Here is a 14,986-nt window from a genome sequence, read left to right as displayed (position 1 = left end):
AGAGCACGGAGATCCCGATGAGCGAGACCCTCGAGGCCCAGGCCGCCCAGATGGAATACCCGCCGACCAAGGGCGGCCTCGTCACCTACCTGAACGTCGACGGCGCCATCGCGGCGGCGGAGTTCTACGTGAAGGCGTTCGACGCCGAAATCGCCGCCATCATGCCGCCGGACGACCAGGGCCGGACGATGCACGCCCACGTCTACGTCAACGGCTCGTCGCTGATGATCAGCGACTTCTACCCGGAGCATGGCCACGAGAAGGTGGCGGCGCAGGGCTTCACCCTGGTGATCATGACCACCGACATCGACCGCCAGTACGCCCACGCGGTGGCGAACGGCGCCACGGGGGTGATGCCGCCGCAGGACATGTTCTGGGGCGACCGGTACGCCGAGCTGAAGGACCCCTACGGCGTCTCCTGGGCGATGAACCAGCCGATCAAGGCCTGATCAGGCGGCGCGCCGGAGCCGCAGCGCTTCGGTCACCGTGCGCGCCACCTCCGCCGTCTGGTTGCGCAGGTCGGGCACGGCCAGCGCCTCCCAGACCGCGGCGCGGGTGAGCGGGCCGACGGCGAACAGCCCCGGCGTCGGCCGCCCGTCCGCGCCGATCACCCGCAGCCGCTCGTCCACGTCGAGGCCCAGGCCCAGCGGGTCGCGCCGCAACGCCCCGCGCCGGCGCAGGTCGGCCAGCAGGCCGGCGGTGGCCGCCTCCGGGTCGCCGCGCGGGCCCGTACAGTTCACGATCGCCGAGAAGGTCCGCACCACCGGCTGGCGCTCGCCGCGCGGGCGGTAGCGCACCACGAACCCCTCGCCCTCGCAGGCGACGGCGTCGAGCCGGCCGGCCTGGACCTCCAGCTCGGCCGAGACGACCAGGCCGGAGAGCCTGGCGGCGATCACCGGCGCCATCCGGTGGCGGTGCACGTCCCACCAGGGCCGGGCGTGGCGGAGGAACCGCCGCCGCTGGCCGAGCGGCCAGCTCCGCCAGATCTCGGCGGTGAGCGGGCGGATGCCGTCCACCGCCTCGCGCCAGCCCACCTTCTCGGCCTGGGCGCGCAGGGTGCGGAGCGCGACGCGGGGCGTGCTGAGCGCGCCCTCCGGCGCCGGCGCTCCGGTGGTCGGGGCGTGGCTGTGGGAGATCAGGCCATGGCGCGAGAGCGCGGTCAGCCGGCGTCCCTCGCCGGCCAGGCTGAGCGCCACGTCCACCATGGTCAGACCCGAGCCGATCAGCAGGATGTCGCCGTCCGGGGCGGCGGCCGGATCGAGCCGCCATGGGTCGGCCACATAGGCCGGATGGGCCAGCACCTCGGGCGTCGCGCCGGGCGGGGGCGCCGGCGGCAGGAGGCCCAGCGCCAGCACGGCGGCGTCGGCGTCGAAGCTGCGTCCGACCGCCAGCGCCACGCGGATCCGGCCGCCGGCCGGTTCGAGCGCCACCGCCTCGTCCGCCTCGAGCAGGAAGCGGCCGGCGCGGGAAGGATCGCTGACCTCCTCGCGCAGCAGCGACTGCAGGTAGTCGCCGTAGCGGCCGCGGCTGACGAAGCCGTCGGCGCCGCCCTCCCCCTCCCGCTCCAGCCAGGCCCGGAAGTGGCCCGGCTGGTCCGGAAAGGCGCTCATGTTGGAGGCCCGGACGTTCAGCAGATGGTCGGGATGGCTGGTCTGGTAGGCGCGTCCCCGGCCGAAGCGCGGCGCGCGCTCCACCAGCCTGACGACCACCTCGGGATCCTGCCGCAGGAGGTGGATCGCCGTGAGAAGACCGCTGAACCCGCCCCCGATCACGGCGACGGTGGGCGGGTCGGCGGGGAAGGCCATGGGGTCGCTCCAGGCTCGCGGATCAAATCTCCACGAACTTGGTAGGATTTGCGACCCGCCGCCAGACAATTTCTCTGGCGGCGGGCGCAGAGGGCCTTACTTGGTCGGCGCGGCCATGGGCGTCAGCGCCTGGGCGGCGGCCTTCACCTGGTCGTGCTCGGCCTGCGGCAGCGAGATCAGGCCGCGGTCCTGCAGGTAGCCGCCACGTCCAGCGGCCGCGTCGGACACGAAGGCCGTCACGTACTCGCGCAGCCCGGGCGTCACGCCGACGTTGGCCTTCTTCACGTAGATGTAGAGCGAGCGCGACAGCGGGTACTCGCCGCTGGAGATCGCCTCGAAGCTCGGCGCAACCCCCTCGACGGTGGCGGCCTTCACCTTGTCCATGTTGTTCTCGAGGAAGGAGTAGCCGAACACGCCGACAGCGTTCGGGGTCTTCTCGAGGGTCTGGACGATGGCGTTGTCGTTCTCGCCGGCGTCGACCCAGGCCCCGTCGCGGCGCAAGGTGTGGGACTTGGCCTTGAACTCGTCCTCGTTGCTCTTCTTCAGGGCGGCCATGGCCGGGACCTTCTCGGCGCCCTTCTCCATGGCGAGCTCGACGAAGGCGTCACGGGTGCCCGAGGTCGGGGGCGGGCCATAGGCCAGGATGCGCTCGTTCGGCAGGCCGGGCGCCACGGCGCTCCAGTTGGCGGCGGTGTTCTGGGCGAAGCCCGAGCCCTGCGGCAGCTCGGCGGCCAGCGCACGGTAGATCTGCTCACGGGTCAGGTTGAAGGTCGGCGCACCCTTGGCATTGGCGACCACGATGCCGTCGAAGCCGATCTTCAGCTCCACGATGTCGGTCACGCCGTTCGCCTGGCAGGCCTCGAACTCGGACTTCTTCATGGCCCGCGAGGCGGTGGCGATGTCCGGGTAGCCGGCGCCCGTGCCCGAGCAGAACAGCTTGATGCCGCCGCCGGTGCCCAGGCTCTCGACCTTGGCCGCCGTGCCGCCGGTGGTGCGGGCCACCGTCTCGGCCACGCGCGTGGCGAACGGGAAGACGGTGGACGAGCCCGCGGCCCAGACCTGGTTGCGGGCGCTGCCGCCGCCGCTGACCTGGCCTTCGGCCTTCTGGGCGGATTGCTGGCCGCAGGCGGTGAGCGCGACCGCCGCGGCGGTGAGGAGGAGAGTGAGTCGCATGGCTTGCTCCGGTTGTCCGGCCGCCGCTAACACCGGCATGTGACACTCCTGTGAAAATCCCTCCGCAGCGCTGGGGATTGGAGCGGCTCAGACCTCGTCGTTCGGGATGTTGAGCAGCACGCCGCACGCCTTGCAGTGCACCGCGTCCGGATCGTGCCGCATGAGTCCGCAGGAGGGGCAGGTGAAGCTCACCTTGTTGGGTCGGATCAGCGTCTGCGCCAGCCGCACGAAGAGGGTGATGCCGCAGAGCATGATGACGATGGTCAGCAGCTTGCCCCAGGCGCCCGGCAGGGTGATGTCGCCGAAGCCGGTGGTCGTGAGCGTGGTCACCGTGAAGTAGAGCGCGTCCACATAGCCGCTGATGCCGGGATGCTCGCGCGCGAAGCTGGCGTAGACGAACCCTGTGGCCACGAAGACGAAGGTGACCAGGGTGGCGAGCGTCTTGGTCGTCTCCTCCCAGCGGGTGTTGTCGAACCGCCGACCGACCGTCTCCCAGAAGAACTCGGAGTGGAAGAGCGACCACAGCCTGAGCACCCGCAGGAAGGCCAGGTTGAACAGCCAGTAGGGGAACAGCAGGGTGACCAGCACGAATAGGTCGATCCACAGGATCGGGCGCAGGAACCAGCGGCTGAGGCTCGGCGTGGCCAGCGCCCGCGCGCCGACGTCCAGCGCCAGCACGAAGGCCACCACATAGTCGACGATCAGGAAGACCGGGTACCCGCGCAGGAACGGGGCGGCGATGAAGAAGCTGATCAGCAGCAGGTCGATGACGATGACCCAGTAGCGGAAGCGGACCGCCTGGGGTGAGGCGCCATGGTAGAGCTCGCGCAGCCGCCCGCGCAGCCCCCGGTGGGCGGGCTCCTGCATGGCGGCGCTCGATGGGGTCAACGGCTGGTTCTCTCCCTCGCCCGCGGCATGAACCGCCGGGCCCTCGGCGGAGTTTCCGTCCCGGGCTGCGCAGTCATCGCGCAGCGCGCCTAGGAGGACAACCCATGCCCGCGAAATCCGCCGCCCAGCAGAAGGCCGCCGGCGCGGCGCTTTCGGCCAAGCGCGGCGATACGCCCAAGTCCAAGCTTAAGGGGCCCTCGAAGCACATGGCCGAGTCCATGAGCGAGACGGAGCTGGAGAAGATGGCCTCGACCAAGCGCAAGGGGAAGCCGGAGCACGCCGCGAAGAGCTGAAGCTTCTCAATTGTAAGTGGCGCGAACCGGGCGCTGCCCCCGGGGTTCAGGCAGAGCCTCCACCGCCACAGCCGAGCCCCGCTTGACCTCGCCCGCCCCACCCGCGCCGCCGGATGCGCCGCCCTACGACTGGCGCAAGGGCGTGGTGGCGGCCGCCATGTCGGTCCTGGTGGGCGTGACCCAGGGACTGGGCATCAACCTCGTCACCGCCAACCTGCCCGCGATCCAGGGGGCGCTGGGCGCCACGCCGGTCGAGGGCGCCTGGATCGTGGCCGCCTATATGGCCACCAGCGTCAGCGCCTCGGTCCTGCTGGTGAAGTTCCGCTTCCAGTTCGGCCTGCGGCTGTTCGCGGACCTCGGGCTCGGCCTGTTCATCGTCGTCACCGCCGCCCACCTGTTCGCCAACACCCTGGGCTCGGCCATAGCGGTCCGCGCCGCCCAGGGGATCGCCGCCGCCCCCCTCGCCTCCCTCAGCCTGTTCTACATGATGGGCGCCTTCCCGCCCGAGAAGCGCACCACGGGCGTGGCGCTCGGCATCGCGGCGAGCCAGCTCGGCGTGCCGCTGTCGCGGGTCATCTCGCCGGAGCTGCTGCAGATCGGCCAGTGGCACGGGCTCTACCTGCTCGAGCTCGGCCTGGCGTTGATCTGCTTCGCGGGCGTCGCCGCCTTCCGGCTGCCGCCCGTGCCCCAGGCCCTGAGGTTCGAGCGGGCCGACTTCGTGAGCTTCGCCCTGTTCGCACCGGGCCTGGGCCTGCTCGCCATCGTGCTCAGCCTCGGCCGGTTCGTCTGGTGGACGGAGGCGCCCTGGCTCGGCGTGTGCCTGGCGCTCTCCATCGTCTTTCTGGCGGCGGCCAACCTGTTCGACCTCCACCGCAAGCAGCCGCTGGTGGACGTGCGCTGGCTGAGCACGGCGGAGATGGTGCGGTTCGCGGTGGCCATCGTGCTGTTCCGGATCGCGCTGTCGGAGCAGACGGTCGGCGCGGTCGGCTTCTTCACGACGCTCGGCCTGGCCAACGAGCAGATGGCGACGCTGTTCTGGATCGTGCTGGCCTGCACGGTCGCCGGCTTCCTCACCGCCGCGCTGACGCTCAATCCCGAGCGGCCGCTCACTCCGCTGATGATCGCGCTGGTCATGATCATCGTCGCGGCGTGGACCGACGCCCACTCCACCGCCCAGACCCGGCCCGAGCAGATGTACCTGACCCAAGGCATGCTGGCCTTCGCCGGCGCGCTCTTCCTGCCGCCCGCCATGCTGTTCGGGATCAGCCGGGCGCTGGCCACGGGCTTCCAGCGCCTGGCCAGCTACGTGATGGTGTTCAGCGCCGGCCAGGCGCTCGGCGGGCTCGCCGGTACGGCGCTGCTCGGCACCTTCGTCACCTGGCGGGAGAAGTATCACTCGAACCTGCTGACCCAGGGCGTGACCCTCGGCGACCCCGAAGTGGTGCTACGCCTCCGCCAGCTTTCCGCCGCCTACGGTCGGGTGATCGCCGACCCGCAGTTGCGCTCGGCCGAGGCGCTGGCGCTGCTCCAGCAGCAGGCGACCCGGGAGGCCTACGTCCGCGCCTACAACGACGCCTTCGCCCTGGTGGCCGTCCTGGCCGCCCTGACGCTCGCCTGGATGCTGCTGCTCCGCGCCCGCGCCGTCCTCGAGCGACGCCGCGCCGTCACCGCCAACGAGGCCCCTGCATGACCGACGCCCCGCCAGATCCCGCTCCGGCCGCCCCCGCGCCGCGCCGCCGCTCGCGCGCGCTGATCCCGGTGACGGTCATGGCGGCGCTGGGCGTGCTGCTGGTGCTCTACGCCTGGCGGCTCCCGCCCTTCCGCAGCGCGATCCAGAGCACCGAGGACGCCTACGTGCGCGGCCAGGTGACGGTGATCAGCCCCAAGCTCGACGGGTATGTGGCGGCCGTGCAGGTGCAGGACTTCCAGCAGGTCGGGCCGGGGCAGCTCCTGGTCCAGCTCGACGACCGCATCCCGCGCCAGCGGCTCGCCCAGGCGCAGGCGCAGCTCCACGCCCAGGAGGCGCAGCTCGCCAACTCCAGCCAGCAGCAGCACGCCGCCCAGGCCCAGGTCGCGGAGGCCGCGGCCGGGGTGGCCAGCGCCCAGGCGGCGCTCGCCCGCGCCCAGGCCGAGCTCAACCGCACCAACACCCTGGTCCGCGAGGGCTGGGCCTCGGCCCAGCGGCGCGAGCAGGCGCTGGCCGCGCAGCGCCAGGCCGCCGCCGGCGTCGCCCAGAGCCAGGCGGCCCGCGCCGCCGCCCAGGAGCAGGTGACCACCACCGTCGTCGGGCGCGGCGGCCTTGAGGCCCAGGTGGAGAACGCCCGCGCCGCCGTCAGGCTGGCCGAGATCGACCTGCAGAACACCCGGATCGCGGCGCCCCAGGCTGGCCGGCTGGGCGAGGTGGCGGTCCGCGTCGGGCAGTACGTCACGCCGGGCGCCCAGCTCATGTCGATCGTGCCGTCGCAGGTCTGGATCGTGGCCAACATGAAGGAGAACCAGATGGCCAATGTCCGGGTCGGCCAGCCGGTGACCTTCCGGGTCGACGCCCTGCAGGGGCGTCGGCTGCGCGGTCACGTGGAGCGGATCTCGCCGGCCGCCGGGTCGGAGTTCGCGGTGCTGCGGCCGGACAACGCCACCGGCAACTTCACCAAGGTCGCCCAGCGGATCCCCGTCCGCATCCGCATCGATCCCGGCCAGCCGGACGCCGCGCGGCTCAGCCCCGGCATGTCCGTGGTGGTGAGCATCGACACGTCGGCGCGCTGAGCGGGCTCAGGCGGCGACCAGCCCCTGGGCCCGCGCGGCGGCCTCGCGCACCCGCTCGGGCCCGCCGAGCAGTTGACGGTTCAGGCCGACGCGCTTGAACCAGTAGTGCAGGCCCAGCAGGTCGGTGATGCCCATGCCGCCGTGCACCTCGGTGGAGGTCCGGGCGACGAAACGGCCGATCTCGGCGAGGTGCGCCTTGGCGTGCGCCGCCATCAGCGGGGCCTCCTCCGGCGCGTGGTCGAAGGCGTAGGCGGCGTACCAGACCAGCGCGCGGGCCGGCTCCAACTCCGCCGCCATCTCGGCGCAGAGGTGCTTCACGGCCTGGAAGGAGCCGATGACCCGACCGAACTGCCGCCGCTCCTTGGCGTAGGCCACCGCCTTGTCGAGCATGGCCTGCGCCGCGCCCAGGGTGTCGGCCGCGAGCATCACCCAGGCGGCGTCGCGCAGGCGATCCAGGCTGGCGCCGGGCCCGAGCGGCTCGGCGGGTGTGTCGGCGAACGCCACCTCGCTCAGCCGGCGCGTCGCGTCGATGGTGCTCATCGGCTGCGGCTCGGGGGGGCGCTCCACCAGGTGCAGGGCGCCCGAGCGGTCCGCGACGATCAGCAGGCCGGCGCCCGGCGCGTCGACGACGAACAGGGCCCGGCCGCTCAGCCGCCCGCCCTCGGCGGTGACCCCCGCGCCGTCGCGCGCGCCGGCCACGGGCTCGGAGATCGCCACGCCGGCGATCGCCTCGCCGCTGGCCAGCCGCGGCAGCCAGCGGGCCTGCGCCTCGGCCGGGCCGCCCCTGAGGGCCAGGGGGGCCAGCACCGCCGCGCCGAGGAACGGGGCCGGCGCCACGGCCGCGCCCAGCGCCTCCGCCGCCAGCGCGGCCTCCAGCAGGCCGAGCCCCAGGCCGCCGTGCGCCTCCGGCACGAGCAGTCCAGGGAGGCCGAGGTCGGCGAGGCCGGCCCAGACGTCCGGCGCCGTCGGCTCCTCGTGGTCGGCGAAGCGCCGCACACGCTCCAACGGGGCAAGCTCGGTCAGCGCGCGGTTGAGGCTGTCCTGCAGCAGCCGCTGGTCCTCGGAGAGGGCGAACCTCATGCGGTCACCTTGGCGCTGGGCTCGCGCGGCAGGCCCAGGCCCCGCTCGCCGATGATGTTCTTCTGGATCTGAGCGGTCCCGCCGCCGATGATCAGGCCGAGGTCGAACATGTAGTTCCACTGCCAGCGGCCCTTGGCCCGCAGGTGCGGCCCGTCGTGGTAGAGGACTCCGAGCTCGCCCAGAGCGTCGATGGCCAGCGCCGCGATCTGGTGGTTCAGCTCGCAGCCCTGCAGCTTCACGACCAGCCGGGCGAGACCCGCGGTGTCGTCGGTCATGACCCGCAGGCCGTTGAACTTCATGGCGAACACCCGCGCCTGGAGCTGCATCAGCCGGTCGCGGAAGACCGGATTGTCGATGATCCGCTCGCCGTCGACCGTCTCCTCGCGCATGAGCTGGATCAGCGCCTCGAGCCGCGCCTCGGTGGCGTTCGGATCCCCCAGCATCCCGCGCTCGTGCTTGAGGGTGGTGTTGGCGACGAACCAGCCCCGGCCGCGCCCGCCGACCACGTTCGCCTGGGGCACCCGGACATCGGTGAAGAACACCTCGTTGAACTCGGCCCCGCCGGTCATGGTCTTCAGCGGCCGGACCTCGATGCCCGGCGTGTCCATGGGGATGAGGACGTAGCTGATGCCCTCGTGCTTCGGCGCCTGCGGCTCAGTGCGGACGAGGCAGAACATCATCTGCGCCTGCTTGGCCGTGCTCGTCCAAATCTTGCTGCCGGAAATGACGAAGTCCTCGCCGTCCTCCACCGCCCGGGTCTGGAGGCTGGCGAGATCGGACCCGGCGCCCGGCTCGGAGTACCCCTGGCACCAGACCACCTCGCCCCGCAGGGTCGGGCCGATCCAGCGCCGCTTCTGCTCCTCGGAGCCCACTTCGAGCAGGGTGGGGACCAGCATCGAAACGCCCTGGTTTGCGATGCCCCGCGGCGCGCCGGCGCGGATGAACTCCTCGGCGATGATGCGGGCCTTGAGCACGTCCGGCTCCGCGCCGAAGCCGCCGTAGGCCTTCGGAATGGTGCGGGCGGCGTAGCCGTGCTCGATCAGCAGCCGCTGCCACGCGAGCAGGTCGCGGGCCTGACCGGCCTCGTACTCGCCCGCGTGTGCGGCCAGGAACGCGCGCACCTCGTCCCGGAACGCCGCCTGATCCGGCGTGAGCCTCAGGTCCATGGTTGTCCTCCCGCGGCGCAGCCTGGACCCTCCGCGGGCCGCCGCGCAACGGCGCCCTGGCGTCACCCGTGAAACCGGTGAAGCTTGCCGGAGGTTGAACCCGCCGAGGGAGATCTTTCCATGCGCACCGCATCGCTGCTGGCCGCCGTGGCCGCCATGGTCCTGGCCGGCTGCTCGAGCCCGGGCTCGTCGGACCCGCTGGTGGGCTTCGGTCCCAATCCCGAGCTGCCCGCGCCGCGCAAGAGCCTGCTGCCGCAGGTGGGCGTGCCCGAGGTGGTCGGCTGGCCCTCGGGCGCCGCGCCAAGGGCGCCGGCGGGCTTCACGGTGACGCGGCTGGCAGAAGGGCTGTCGCACCCGCGCTGGCTGTACGTCCTGCCGAACGGCGACGTGCTGGTCGCCGAGTCCGGCCCGCCGCCCAAGCCGGAGTCCGCGCAGGACAAGGGAGTCCGCGCCTTCTTCCAGAGGATGCTGATGAAGAAGGTCGGCTCCGCCGTGCCGAGCGCCAACCGGATCAGCCTCCTGCGCGACGCCGACGGCGACGGCGTGGCCGAGGTGAAGCAGGTGTTCGCCCGCGGCCTGAAGAGCCCGTTCGGCATGACCCTGGTCGGCGGCACGCTCTATGTGGCCAATGCCGACGGGGTGGTGAGCTTCCCCTACGCCCCTGGCCAGATGTCGGCGCCCGGCCCGGGAACGCCCGTGTTCAGCCTGCCGGGCGGGCCGGTGAACCACCACTGGACCAAGAACGTGGTGGCGAGCCCCGACGGCGCGAAGCTGTTCGCCACGGTGGGCTCCAACTCCAACATCGGCGAGCGGGGCATGGAGGCCGAGCGGGGCCGGGCCGCCATCTGGGAATACGACATCGCGTCCGGTCGCAGCCGCATCTTCGCCAGCGGCATCCGCAATCCCAATGGCCTCGACTTCGAGCCGACGACCGGGGCCATGTGGACGGTCTCCAACGAGCGGGACGAGATCGGCCCGGACCTGCCGCCGGACTACCTGGCGCGCGTGCAGGAGGGCGGCTTCTACGGCTGGCCGTGGAGCTACTGGGGCAAGCACGCGGACGAGCGCGTGAAGCCCGCCCGGCCGGACATGGTCGCCAAGGCGATCCAGCCGGACTACGCCCTGGGCCCGCACACCGCCTCCCTCGGCCTGACCTTCTACGAGGCGGAGCTGTTCCCGCCGCCCTATCGGGGCGGAGCCTTCATCGGCCAGCACGGCTCCTGGAACCGCAAGCCGCTGAACGGCTACCGCGTCGTGTTCGTGCCGTTCGCCGGCGGCCGGCCGCAGGCCCCGGCGCAGGTGTTCCTGACGGGTTTCCTGAACGCCGAAAACAAGATCCAGGGCCGGCCCGTGGGCGTGGCGGTGGACGGCCGCGGCGCGCTGCTGGTCGCCGACGACGTGGGCGACATCGTCTGGCGCGTGGCGCCCGCGCGATAGCCACGGCGGCGGCGCGCCGGATCGGGCCGCGTACGCCTTGACCCCGGGCCTCGACGCGGGCGATGCACAACCGGAGCGGGGTCTTGACCGGGATTTCGCGCAGGGGGCTGCCAGTTGATCCGGCGTCTGACCGAATTCGACCTCCCGAGCCGTCTGGCGGCGTGGGCGCCGCGGCTCGCGACCGAGCTCGGCCTGGCCGTGCTCGCCACCGCCGTCGCGCTCAGCCTGCGTGCGGCGCTGGAGACCCTGACCCCGGGGATCGTGCCGTTCGCCCTCTCCTATCCGGCGGTGCTGGTGGCCACCATGCTGGCCGGCGCCCGGGCGGGGCTCGCCACCCTGGTGCTGAGCGGCGCCGGGACCTGGTACTTCTTCATGGAGCCGCGGTTCAGCTTCGCGTTCGGTTCGCCGGCCCATCCGGTGAACCTGATCCTGTTCCTGATCTCCAGCCTGCTGGTGGTCATCGTCGCCGACGCGTACCGGGGCTCGGCCCTGCGGTTCGCCGCGGAGAGCGAGGCCCAGCTCCGCGAGCGCGAGGGGCTGCTGGCGGCGCTGCGGGAGTCCCAGGCCCGGCTCGACCTCGCCACCTCGGCCGGCCAGGTGGGCGTCTGGGATTGGCGGCTGACCACCGGCGAAATGATCTACTCCGCCGAGGCGCGGGCGATCTGCGGCCTGCCGGCGGACGCGCCGCTGGACATCGAGACGATCCGCGCCCTGACCCACCCGGACGACGCGGTCTGGACCCAGCCGCAGACCGAGCGGGCGCTCGACCCGGCCATCCGCGAGGAGACGCCCTACGAGTACCGGATCATCACTCCGGCCGGCGAGGAGCGCTGGCTGCTGGCCCGCGGCCGGGCGGTGTTCCAGGAGCGCGGCGGCCAGACGGTGGCCACGCGCTACATCGGCACCTTGCAGGACATCACCGCCCGCAAGCGCGCGGAGACGGCGCTGGCGCAGTCCGAGGCGCGGCTCCGGCTGGCGGTGGAGGCGGGCCGAATGGCCGCCTGGCAGCTCGATTTCCGCAAAGGCGCCCTCGCCCACAGCCCGGAGCTGAACCGGATCCTCGGCTTCGCCGAGGACGCCCGGCCCACGGTGGAGGAGATCAACGCCCGGTTTCTTCCCGGCGAGGTGGAGCGGATGCAGACGGCGGCCCGAGCGGCCATCGACCGGCGCGACCGTTTCTTCGAGGCCGAGCACCAGTACCGCCTGCCGAGCGGCGAGGTCCGCTGGCTGCTGGTACGCGCGGAGTTCCTGATCGCGCCGGACGGCCAGGCCCTGAGCTCGGTCGGCGTGCTTCTGGACATCACCGAACGCAAGCACGCCGAGGAGCGGCTGAAGCTGCTGGCCCGCGAGGTGGACCACCGCGCGAACAACCTCCTGGCTGTGGTGCAGGGCACGGTCAGCCTCAGCCGGGCGCCGGACGCCGAGACGCTGAAGGCGGTGATCGTCGGCCGGGTGAACGCCCTGGCCCGGGCCCACCAGTTGCTCGCCGCCGCCCGCTGGGAAGGCGCCGACCTGCGCCGGCTGGTGGAGGAGGAACTGCTCGCCTTCAGCCTCGGCGAGACCTCACGCGTGGACATCGTCGGCGACGAGGTCGCCCTGCCGCCGGCCGCCGCCCAGGCCATCGCCATGGCGCTGCACGAGCTGGCCACCAACGCGGCCAAGTATGGCGCGCTCTCTTCGCGCGAGGGACGCGTGCGGGTCGCCTGGGAGCGGCTCGACGGCCGGCTGAGGATCCGCTGGGAGGAGAGCGGCGGGCCTCCGGTGACCCAGCCGACCCGGCGGGGCCTGGGGACGAGCATGCTGCAACGTGCGCTGGACGGTCCGCTGCGCGGCGAGACAAGGATGGAGTGGCGCCCGGAGGGCCTGCTCTGCGAGCTGGAGCTGGCGCTCAAGCCGGCGGAGGACGAGGCCGAGGCCTAGCGGCTTGCGCCGCCCGCGCCTTCAGCCACTAACTGTCAGGATAAGGACGATCGGGGGAGCGCGATGCGGGGCAGGATCATGGGCTGGGCGGCGCTGCTGGCGGCGTTGGCCGGGCCGGCGGGCGCCGAGCTGACGAGCGCGGTGCGGCGCGAGGCGCAGCCCGTGGCCGGGCTGCAGCAGCCCGCCGAGATCCTGGTGGATCGCTGGGGCGTGCCGCACATCTATGCGAAGAGCGCCCGCGACGCCTTCTTCCTGCAGGGCTGGAACGCCGCCCGCGACCGGCTCTGGCAGATCGACCTCTGGCGCAAGCGCGGGCTCGGACGCCTCTCCGCCAGCCTTGGCCCGGCTTATGTGGAGCAGGACCGCGCCGCCCGCCTCTTCCTCTATCGCGGCGACATGGCGGCCGAGTGGGCGGCGTACGATCCCGTCGGCCGCGAGGCGGTGGAGGCCTTCGCCGCAGGCGTGAACGCCTTTGTGGCCGAGGTGAACGCCGGGACGAAGCCGCTGCCCGTGGAGTTCCGCCTGACCGACAGCCGGCCCGAGGCGTGGGCGCCGGAGGACATCCTGCGGATCCGCAGCCACGCGCTGGTCTCCAACGTCGCCTCGGAAGTCGCCCGGGCGCGCACGGTCTGCGCCGGCGGGCTCGCCGCCGATGCGGTGCGCCGCCGGTTGGAGCCGGAGCACACGCCGCAGGTCCCCCGCGGCCTGGATCCCTGCGAGATCCCCGCGGACGTGCTGAAGGACTACCTGCTGGGCACGGGGCCGGTCAGCCTCGCGCCGCTAGCCGGCGGCAAGGCGGCGCCGGGATCAGGCGACCTGGCGCTCGCCCGGCACATCGAGGCGACCAGCGCGGAGGGCTCCAACAACTGGGTGATCGCGCCGTCGCGCACGGCCACGGGCCGGCCGATCCTGGCCAACGATCCCCACCGGCCGGTCGGCGTCCCCTCGCTGCGCTACATCGCGCACCTGGATGCGCCGGGGCTCTCGATCATCGGGGCGGGCGAGCCCGCCCTCCCCGGCGTCTCGCTCGGGCACAACGGCCAGGCGGCCTTCGGCCTGACGATCTTCTACATCGATCAGGAGGACCTCTACGTCTACGAGACCCGCGGCGACGCCTACCGCTACAGGGGCGGCTGGGAGCCCATGCGGGTGGTCCGCGAGACCATCCCGGTGAAGGGCGAGGCGCCGCGCGAGGTGGAGCTGCGCTTCACCCGTCACGGGCCGGTGCTGAAGCAGGACGTCGACAAGGGCCGGGCGTTCGCCCTGCGGACCATCTGGAACGAGCCGGGGCTCGCCGGCTACTACGGCTCCTCGCGGCTCTGGCGGGCGAAGACCTGGAGCGACTTCCAGGCCGCCCGGGACCGGTGGGGGGCGCCGCCGCTGAACCTGGTCTGGGCCGAGGCCGGCGGGGGGATCGGCTGGTCGGCGGCCGGCCGCACGCCGGTCCGGCCGAACTGGGACGGCCTGATGCCCGTGCCCGGGGACGGCCGCTACGAGTGGAACGGCTTCCTGGCCGACGGCGGCCTGCCGGCCGTCCGCAACCCGGCCGAGGGGTTCTTCGCCACCGCCAACGAGATGAACGTGCCCGCCGAGCCCGCCTATCCGCGCGCGGCGCGCAAGCTCGGCTTCGAGTGGGCGGACCGCACCCGCGCCACCCGCATCCAGGACGTGCTGGCCGCAACGCCGAAGGCGACGCTGGCCGACTCCATGGCGCTCCAGACCGACGATGTCAGCGCCCAGGCCCGCCGCGGACAGGCGCTGCTGGCCCCGCTCGCCTCGGACAATCCGGAGGTCGGCCGGGCGCTGGCCCTCTTGAAGGCCTGGGACGCGCGGGAGGGCGTGGAGAGCGCGCCGGCGGCGATCTACGAGACCTGGGCGGTGAAGCACCTGGCCCGGGCGGTGGTCCGCGCCGCGACGCCCGAGGCGGCGCACGGCCTGATCGGCGCAGGCGCGCCGGACCCGGCGCTGCTGTGGCTGGAGCGCCAGCCGCGCAAGGTGCGCGACCCGATCCTGCTGGCCAGCCTTCGCGCCGCCCTGGACGAGCTGAAGGGGCGGCTCGGGCCCAACATGGCGACCTGGAGCTGGGGCCGGCTGCACCAGGCCCGGTTCGAACCGGCGGTGGCCGTGCTGGCCGACCCGCAGCTCGCCGAGCAGATGAGCATCGGCCCGGTGCAGGTGGGCGGCTCGGCCTCCACGCCCCGGGCCGCGAGCTGGCGCGCCGGCGACTTCCGCCAGACGGCCGGGGCGTCGGTCCGGGTCGTCGTGGACGTGGGCGCCTGGGACAATTCCATGGCCGTGAACACGCCAGGCCAATCCGGCGATCCGTTCAGCCCGCACTACCGCGACCTCTTCCCGCTGTGGGCCGCCGGGAGCTACTTCCCGCTGCGGTTCACCCGCGAGGCCGTGGAGCGCGAGACGGAGTCGGTGCTGACGCTGACGCCGCGCTAGCCGCGCGGCGTCA

12 protein-coding genes are annotated in these 14,986 nt (G+C 72.9%); 7 read left to right on the top strand and 5 right to left on the bottom strand.

The features are described from left to right. Positions 1-17: 17 nt before the first annotated feature. Positions 18-449 carry a VOC family protein gene (locus ACE3Q8_RS09620; RefSeq protein WP_374470058.1) on the top strand — a complete coding sequence of 144 codons (432 nt, stop codon included), beginning with the start codon at positions 18-20 and terminating at the stop codon, positions 447-449. Here the strand turns inward: ACE3Q8_RS09620 and ACE3Q8_RS09615 are convergent, their stop codons facing one another. From ACE3Q8_RS09615 to ACE3Q8_RS09605, 3 genes are all read right to left on the bottom strand, one after another. Further along, positions 450-1,805, bottom strand: a complete 1,356-nt coding sequence (locus ACE3Q8_RS09615) for an FAD/NAD(P)-binding protein (protein WP_374470057.1) — start codon at positions 1,803-1,805, stop codon at positions 450-452. A gap of 96 nt (positions 1,806-1,901) precedes the next feature. Further along, entirely contained in the window at positions 1,902-2,978 is a 1,077-nt protein-coding gene (locus ACE3Q8_RS09610) for a substrate-binding domain-containing protein (RefSeq protein ID WP_374470056.1), read from the bottom strand. Between the two features lie 87 nt (positions 2,979-3,065). Beyond that, positions 3,066-3,845 carry an ion channel gene (locus tag ACE3Q8_RS09605; RefSeq protein WP_374470055.1) on the bottom strand — a complete coding sequence of 260 codons (780 nt, stop codon included), beginning with the start codon at positions 3,843-3,845 and terminating at the stop codon, positions 3,066-3,068. Between the two features lie 125 nt (positions 3,846-3,970). Between ACE3Q8_RS09605 and ACE3Q8_RS09600 the strand changes: the two genes are divergently transcribed. The 3 genes from ACE3Q8_RS09600 (at position 3,971) to ACE3Q8_RS09590 (ending at position 6,922) form a co-directional block, all read left to right on the top strand. Continuing rightward, entirely contained in the window at positions 3,971-4,159 is a 189-nt protein-coding gene (locus tag ACE3Q8_RS09600; RefSeq protein WP_374470054.1) for a DUF3008 family protein, read from the top strand. A gap of 82 nt (positions 4,160-4,241) precedes the next feature. Then, positions 4,242-5,849 (top strand): MFS transporter, encoded by a 1,608-nt coding sequence (locus tag ACE3Q8_RS09595; protein ID WP_374470053.1) that lies wholly within the window; start codon positions 4,242-4,244, stop codon positions 5,847-5,849. Next, on the top strand, positions 5,846-6,922 hold the full coding sequence (locus ACE3Q8_RS09590; RefSeq protein WP_374470052.1) for an HlyD family secretion protein: 1,077 nt from the start codon (positions 5,846-5,848) through the stop codon (positions 6,920-6,922). The genes ACE3Q8_RS09595 and ACE3Q8_RS09590 overlap by 4 nt, the downstream gene beginning before the upstream one ends. Before the next feature lie 6 nt (positions 6,923-6,928). Here ACE3Q8_RS09590 and ACE3Q8_RS09585 read toward each other — a convergent pair whose 3' ends face one another. Together ACE3Q8_RS09585 and ACE3Q8_RS09580 are read right to left on the bottom strand one after the other, a co-directional pair. Then, positions 6,929-8,002: an acyl-CoA dehydrogenase family protein gene (locus ACE3Q8_RS09585; protein ID WP_374470051.1), complete on the bottom strand. Its 1,074-nt coding sequence runs from the start codon at positions 8,000-8,002 to the stop codon at positions 6,929-6,931. After that, complete coding sequence (locus ACE3Q8_RS09580) at positions 7,999-9,168, bottom strand: acyl-CoA dehydrogenase family protein (RefSeq protein ID WP_374470050.1); 1,170 nt, start codon at positions 9,166-9,168, stop codon at positions 7,999-8,001. The genes ACE3Q8_RS09585 and ACE3Q8_RS09580 overlap by 4 nt, the downstream gene beginning before the upstream one ends. Positions 9,169-9,288: 120 nt before the next feature. Between ACE3Q8_RS09580 and ACE3Q8_RS09575 the strand changes: the two genes are divergently transcribed. The 3 genes from ACE3Q8_RS09575 (at position 9,289) to ACE3Q8_RS09565 (ending at position 14,973) form a co-directional block, all read left to right on the top strand. Then, the gene (locus tag ACE3Q8_RS09575) at positions 9,289-10,605 is read left to right on the top strand and encodes a sorbosone dehydrogenase family protein (RefSeq protein WP_374470049.1); all 1,317 of its coding nucleotides are present in this window, start codon (positions 9,289-9,291) and stop codon (positions 10,603-10,605) included. Between the two features lie 114 nt (positions 10,606-10,719). Continuing rightward, positions 10,720-12,525 carry a PAS domain-containing protein gene (locus tag ACE3Q8_RS09570; RefSeq protein WP_374470048.1) on the top strand — a complete coding sequence of 602 codons (1,806 nt, stop codon included), beginning with the start codon at positions 10,720-10,722 and terminating at the stop codon, positions 12,523-12,525. 63 nt (positions 12,526-12,588) lie between these two features. Continuing rightward, positions 12,589-14,973 carry a penicillin acylase family protein gene (locus ACE3Q8_RS09565; protein WP_374470047.1) on the top strand — a complete coding sequence of 795 codons (2,385 nt, stop codon included), beginning with the start codon at positions 12,589-12,591 and terminating at the stop codon, positions 14,971-14,973. The last annotated feature ends 13 nt before the right edge of the window (positions 14,974-14,986 follow it).

The organism is Phenylobacterium sp. (genome assembly GCF_041913825.1).
In the GTDB taxonomy this organism is placed as follows: domain Bacteria; phylum Pseudomonadota; class Alphaproteobacteria; order Caulobacterales; family Caulobacteraceae; genus Phenylobacterium.
The sequence above is the reverse complement of the archived record's forward strand: the minus strand, read 5'-3'. Positions and strand labels throughout refer to the sequence as shown.

Coding starts and splice junctions, on each gene's coding strand:
- ACE3Q8_RS09620 (WP_374470058.1), top strand. CDS start 18: ATGAGCGAGACCCTCGAGGCCCAGGCCGCCCAGATGGAATACCCGCCG.
- ACE3Q8_RS09615 (WP_374470057.1), bottom strand. CDS start 1,805: ATGGCCTTCCCCGCCGACCCGCCCACCGTCGCCGTGATCGGGGGCGGG.
- ACE3Q8_RS09610 (WP_374470056.1), bottom strand. CDS start 2,978: ATGCGACTCACTCTCCTCCTCACCGCCGCGGCGGTCGCGCTCACCGCC.
- ACE3Q8_RS09605 (WP_374470055.1), bottom strand. CDS start 3,845: ATGCAGGAGCCCGCCCACCGGGGGCTGCGCGGGCGGCTGCGCGAGCTC.
- ACE3Q8_RS09600 (WP_374470054.1), top strand. CDS start 3,971: ATGCCCGCGAAATCCGCCGCCCAGCAGAAGGCCGCCGGCGCGGCGCTT.
- ACE3Q8_RS09590 (WP_374470052.1), top strand. CDS start 5,846: ATGACCGACGCCCCGCCAGATCCCGCTCCGGCCGCCCCCGCGCCGCGC.
- ACE3Q8_RS09585 (WP_374470051.1), bottom strand. CDS start 8,002: ATGAGGTTCGCCCTCTCCGAGGACCAGCGGCTGCTGCAGGACAGCCTC.
- ACE3Q8_RS09580 (WP_374470050.1), bottom strand. CDS start 9,168: ATGGACCTGAGGCTCACGCCGGATCAGGCGGCGTTCCGGGACGAGGTG.
- ACE3Q8_RS09575 (WP_374470049.1), top strand. CDS start 9,289: ATGCGCACCGCATCGCTGCTGGCCGCCGTGGCCGCCATGGTCCTGGCC.
- ACE3Q8_RS09565 (WP_374470047.1), top strand. CDS start 12,589: ATGCGGGGCAGGATCATGGGCTGGGCGGCGCTGCTGGCGGCGTTGGCC.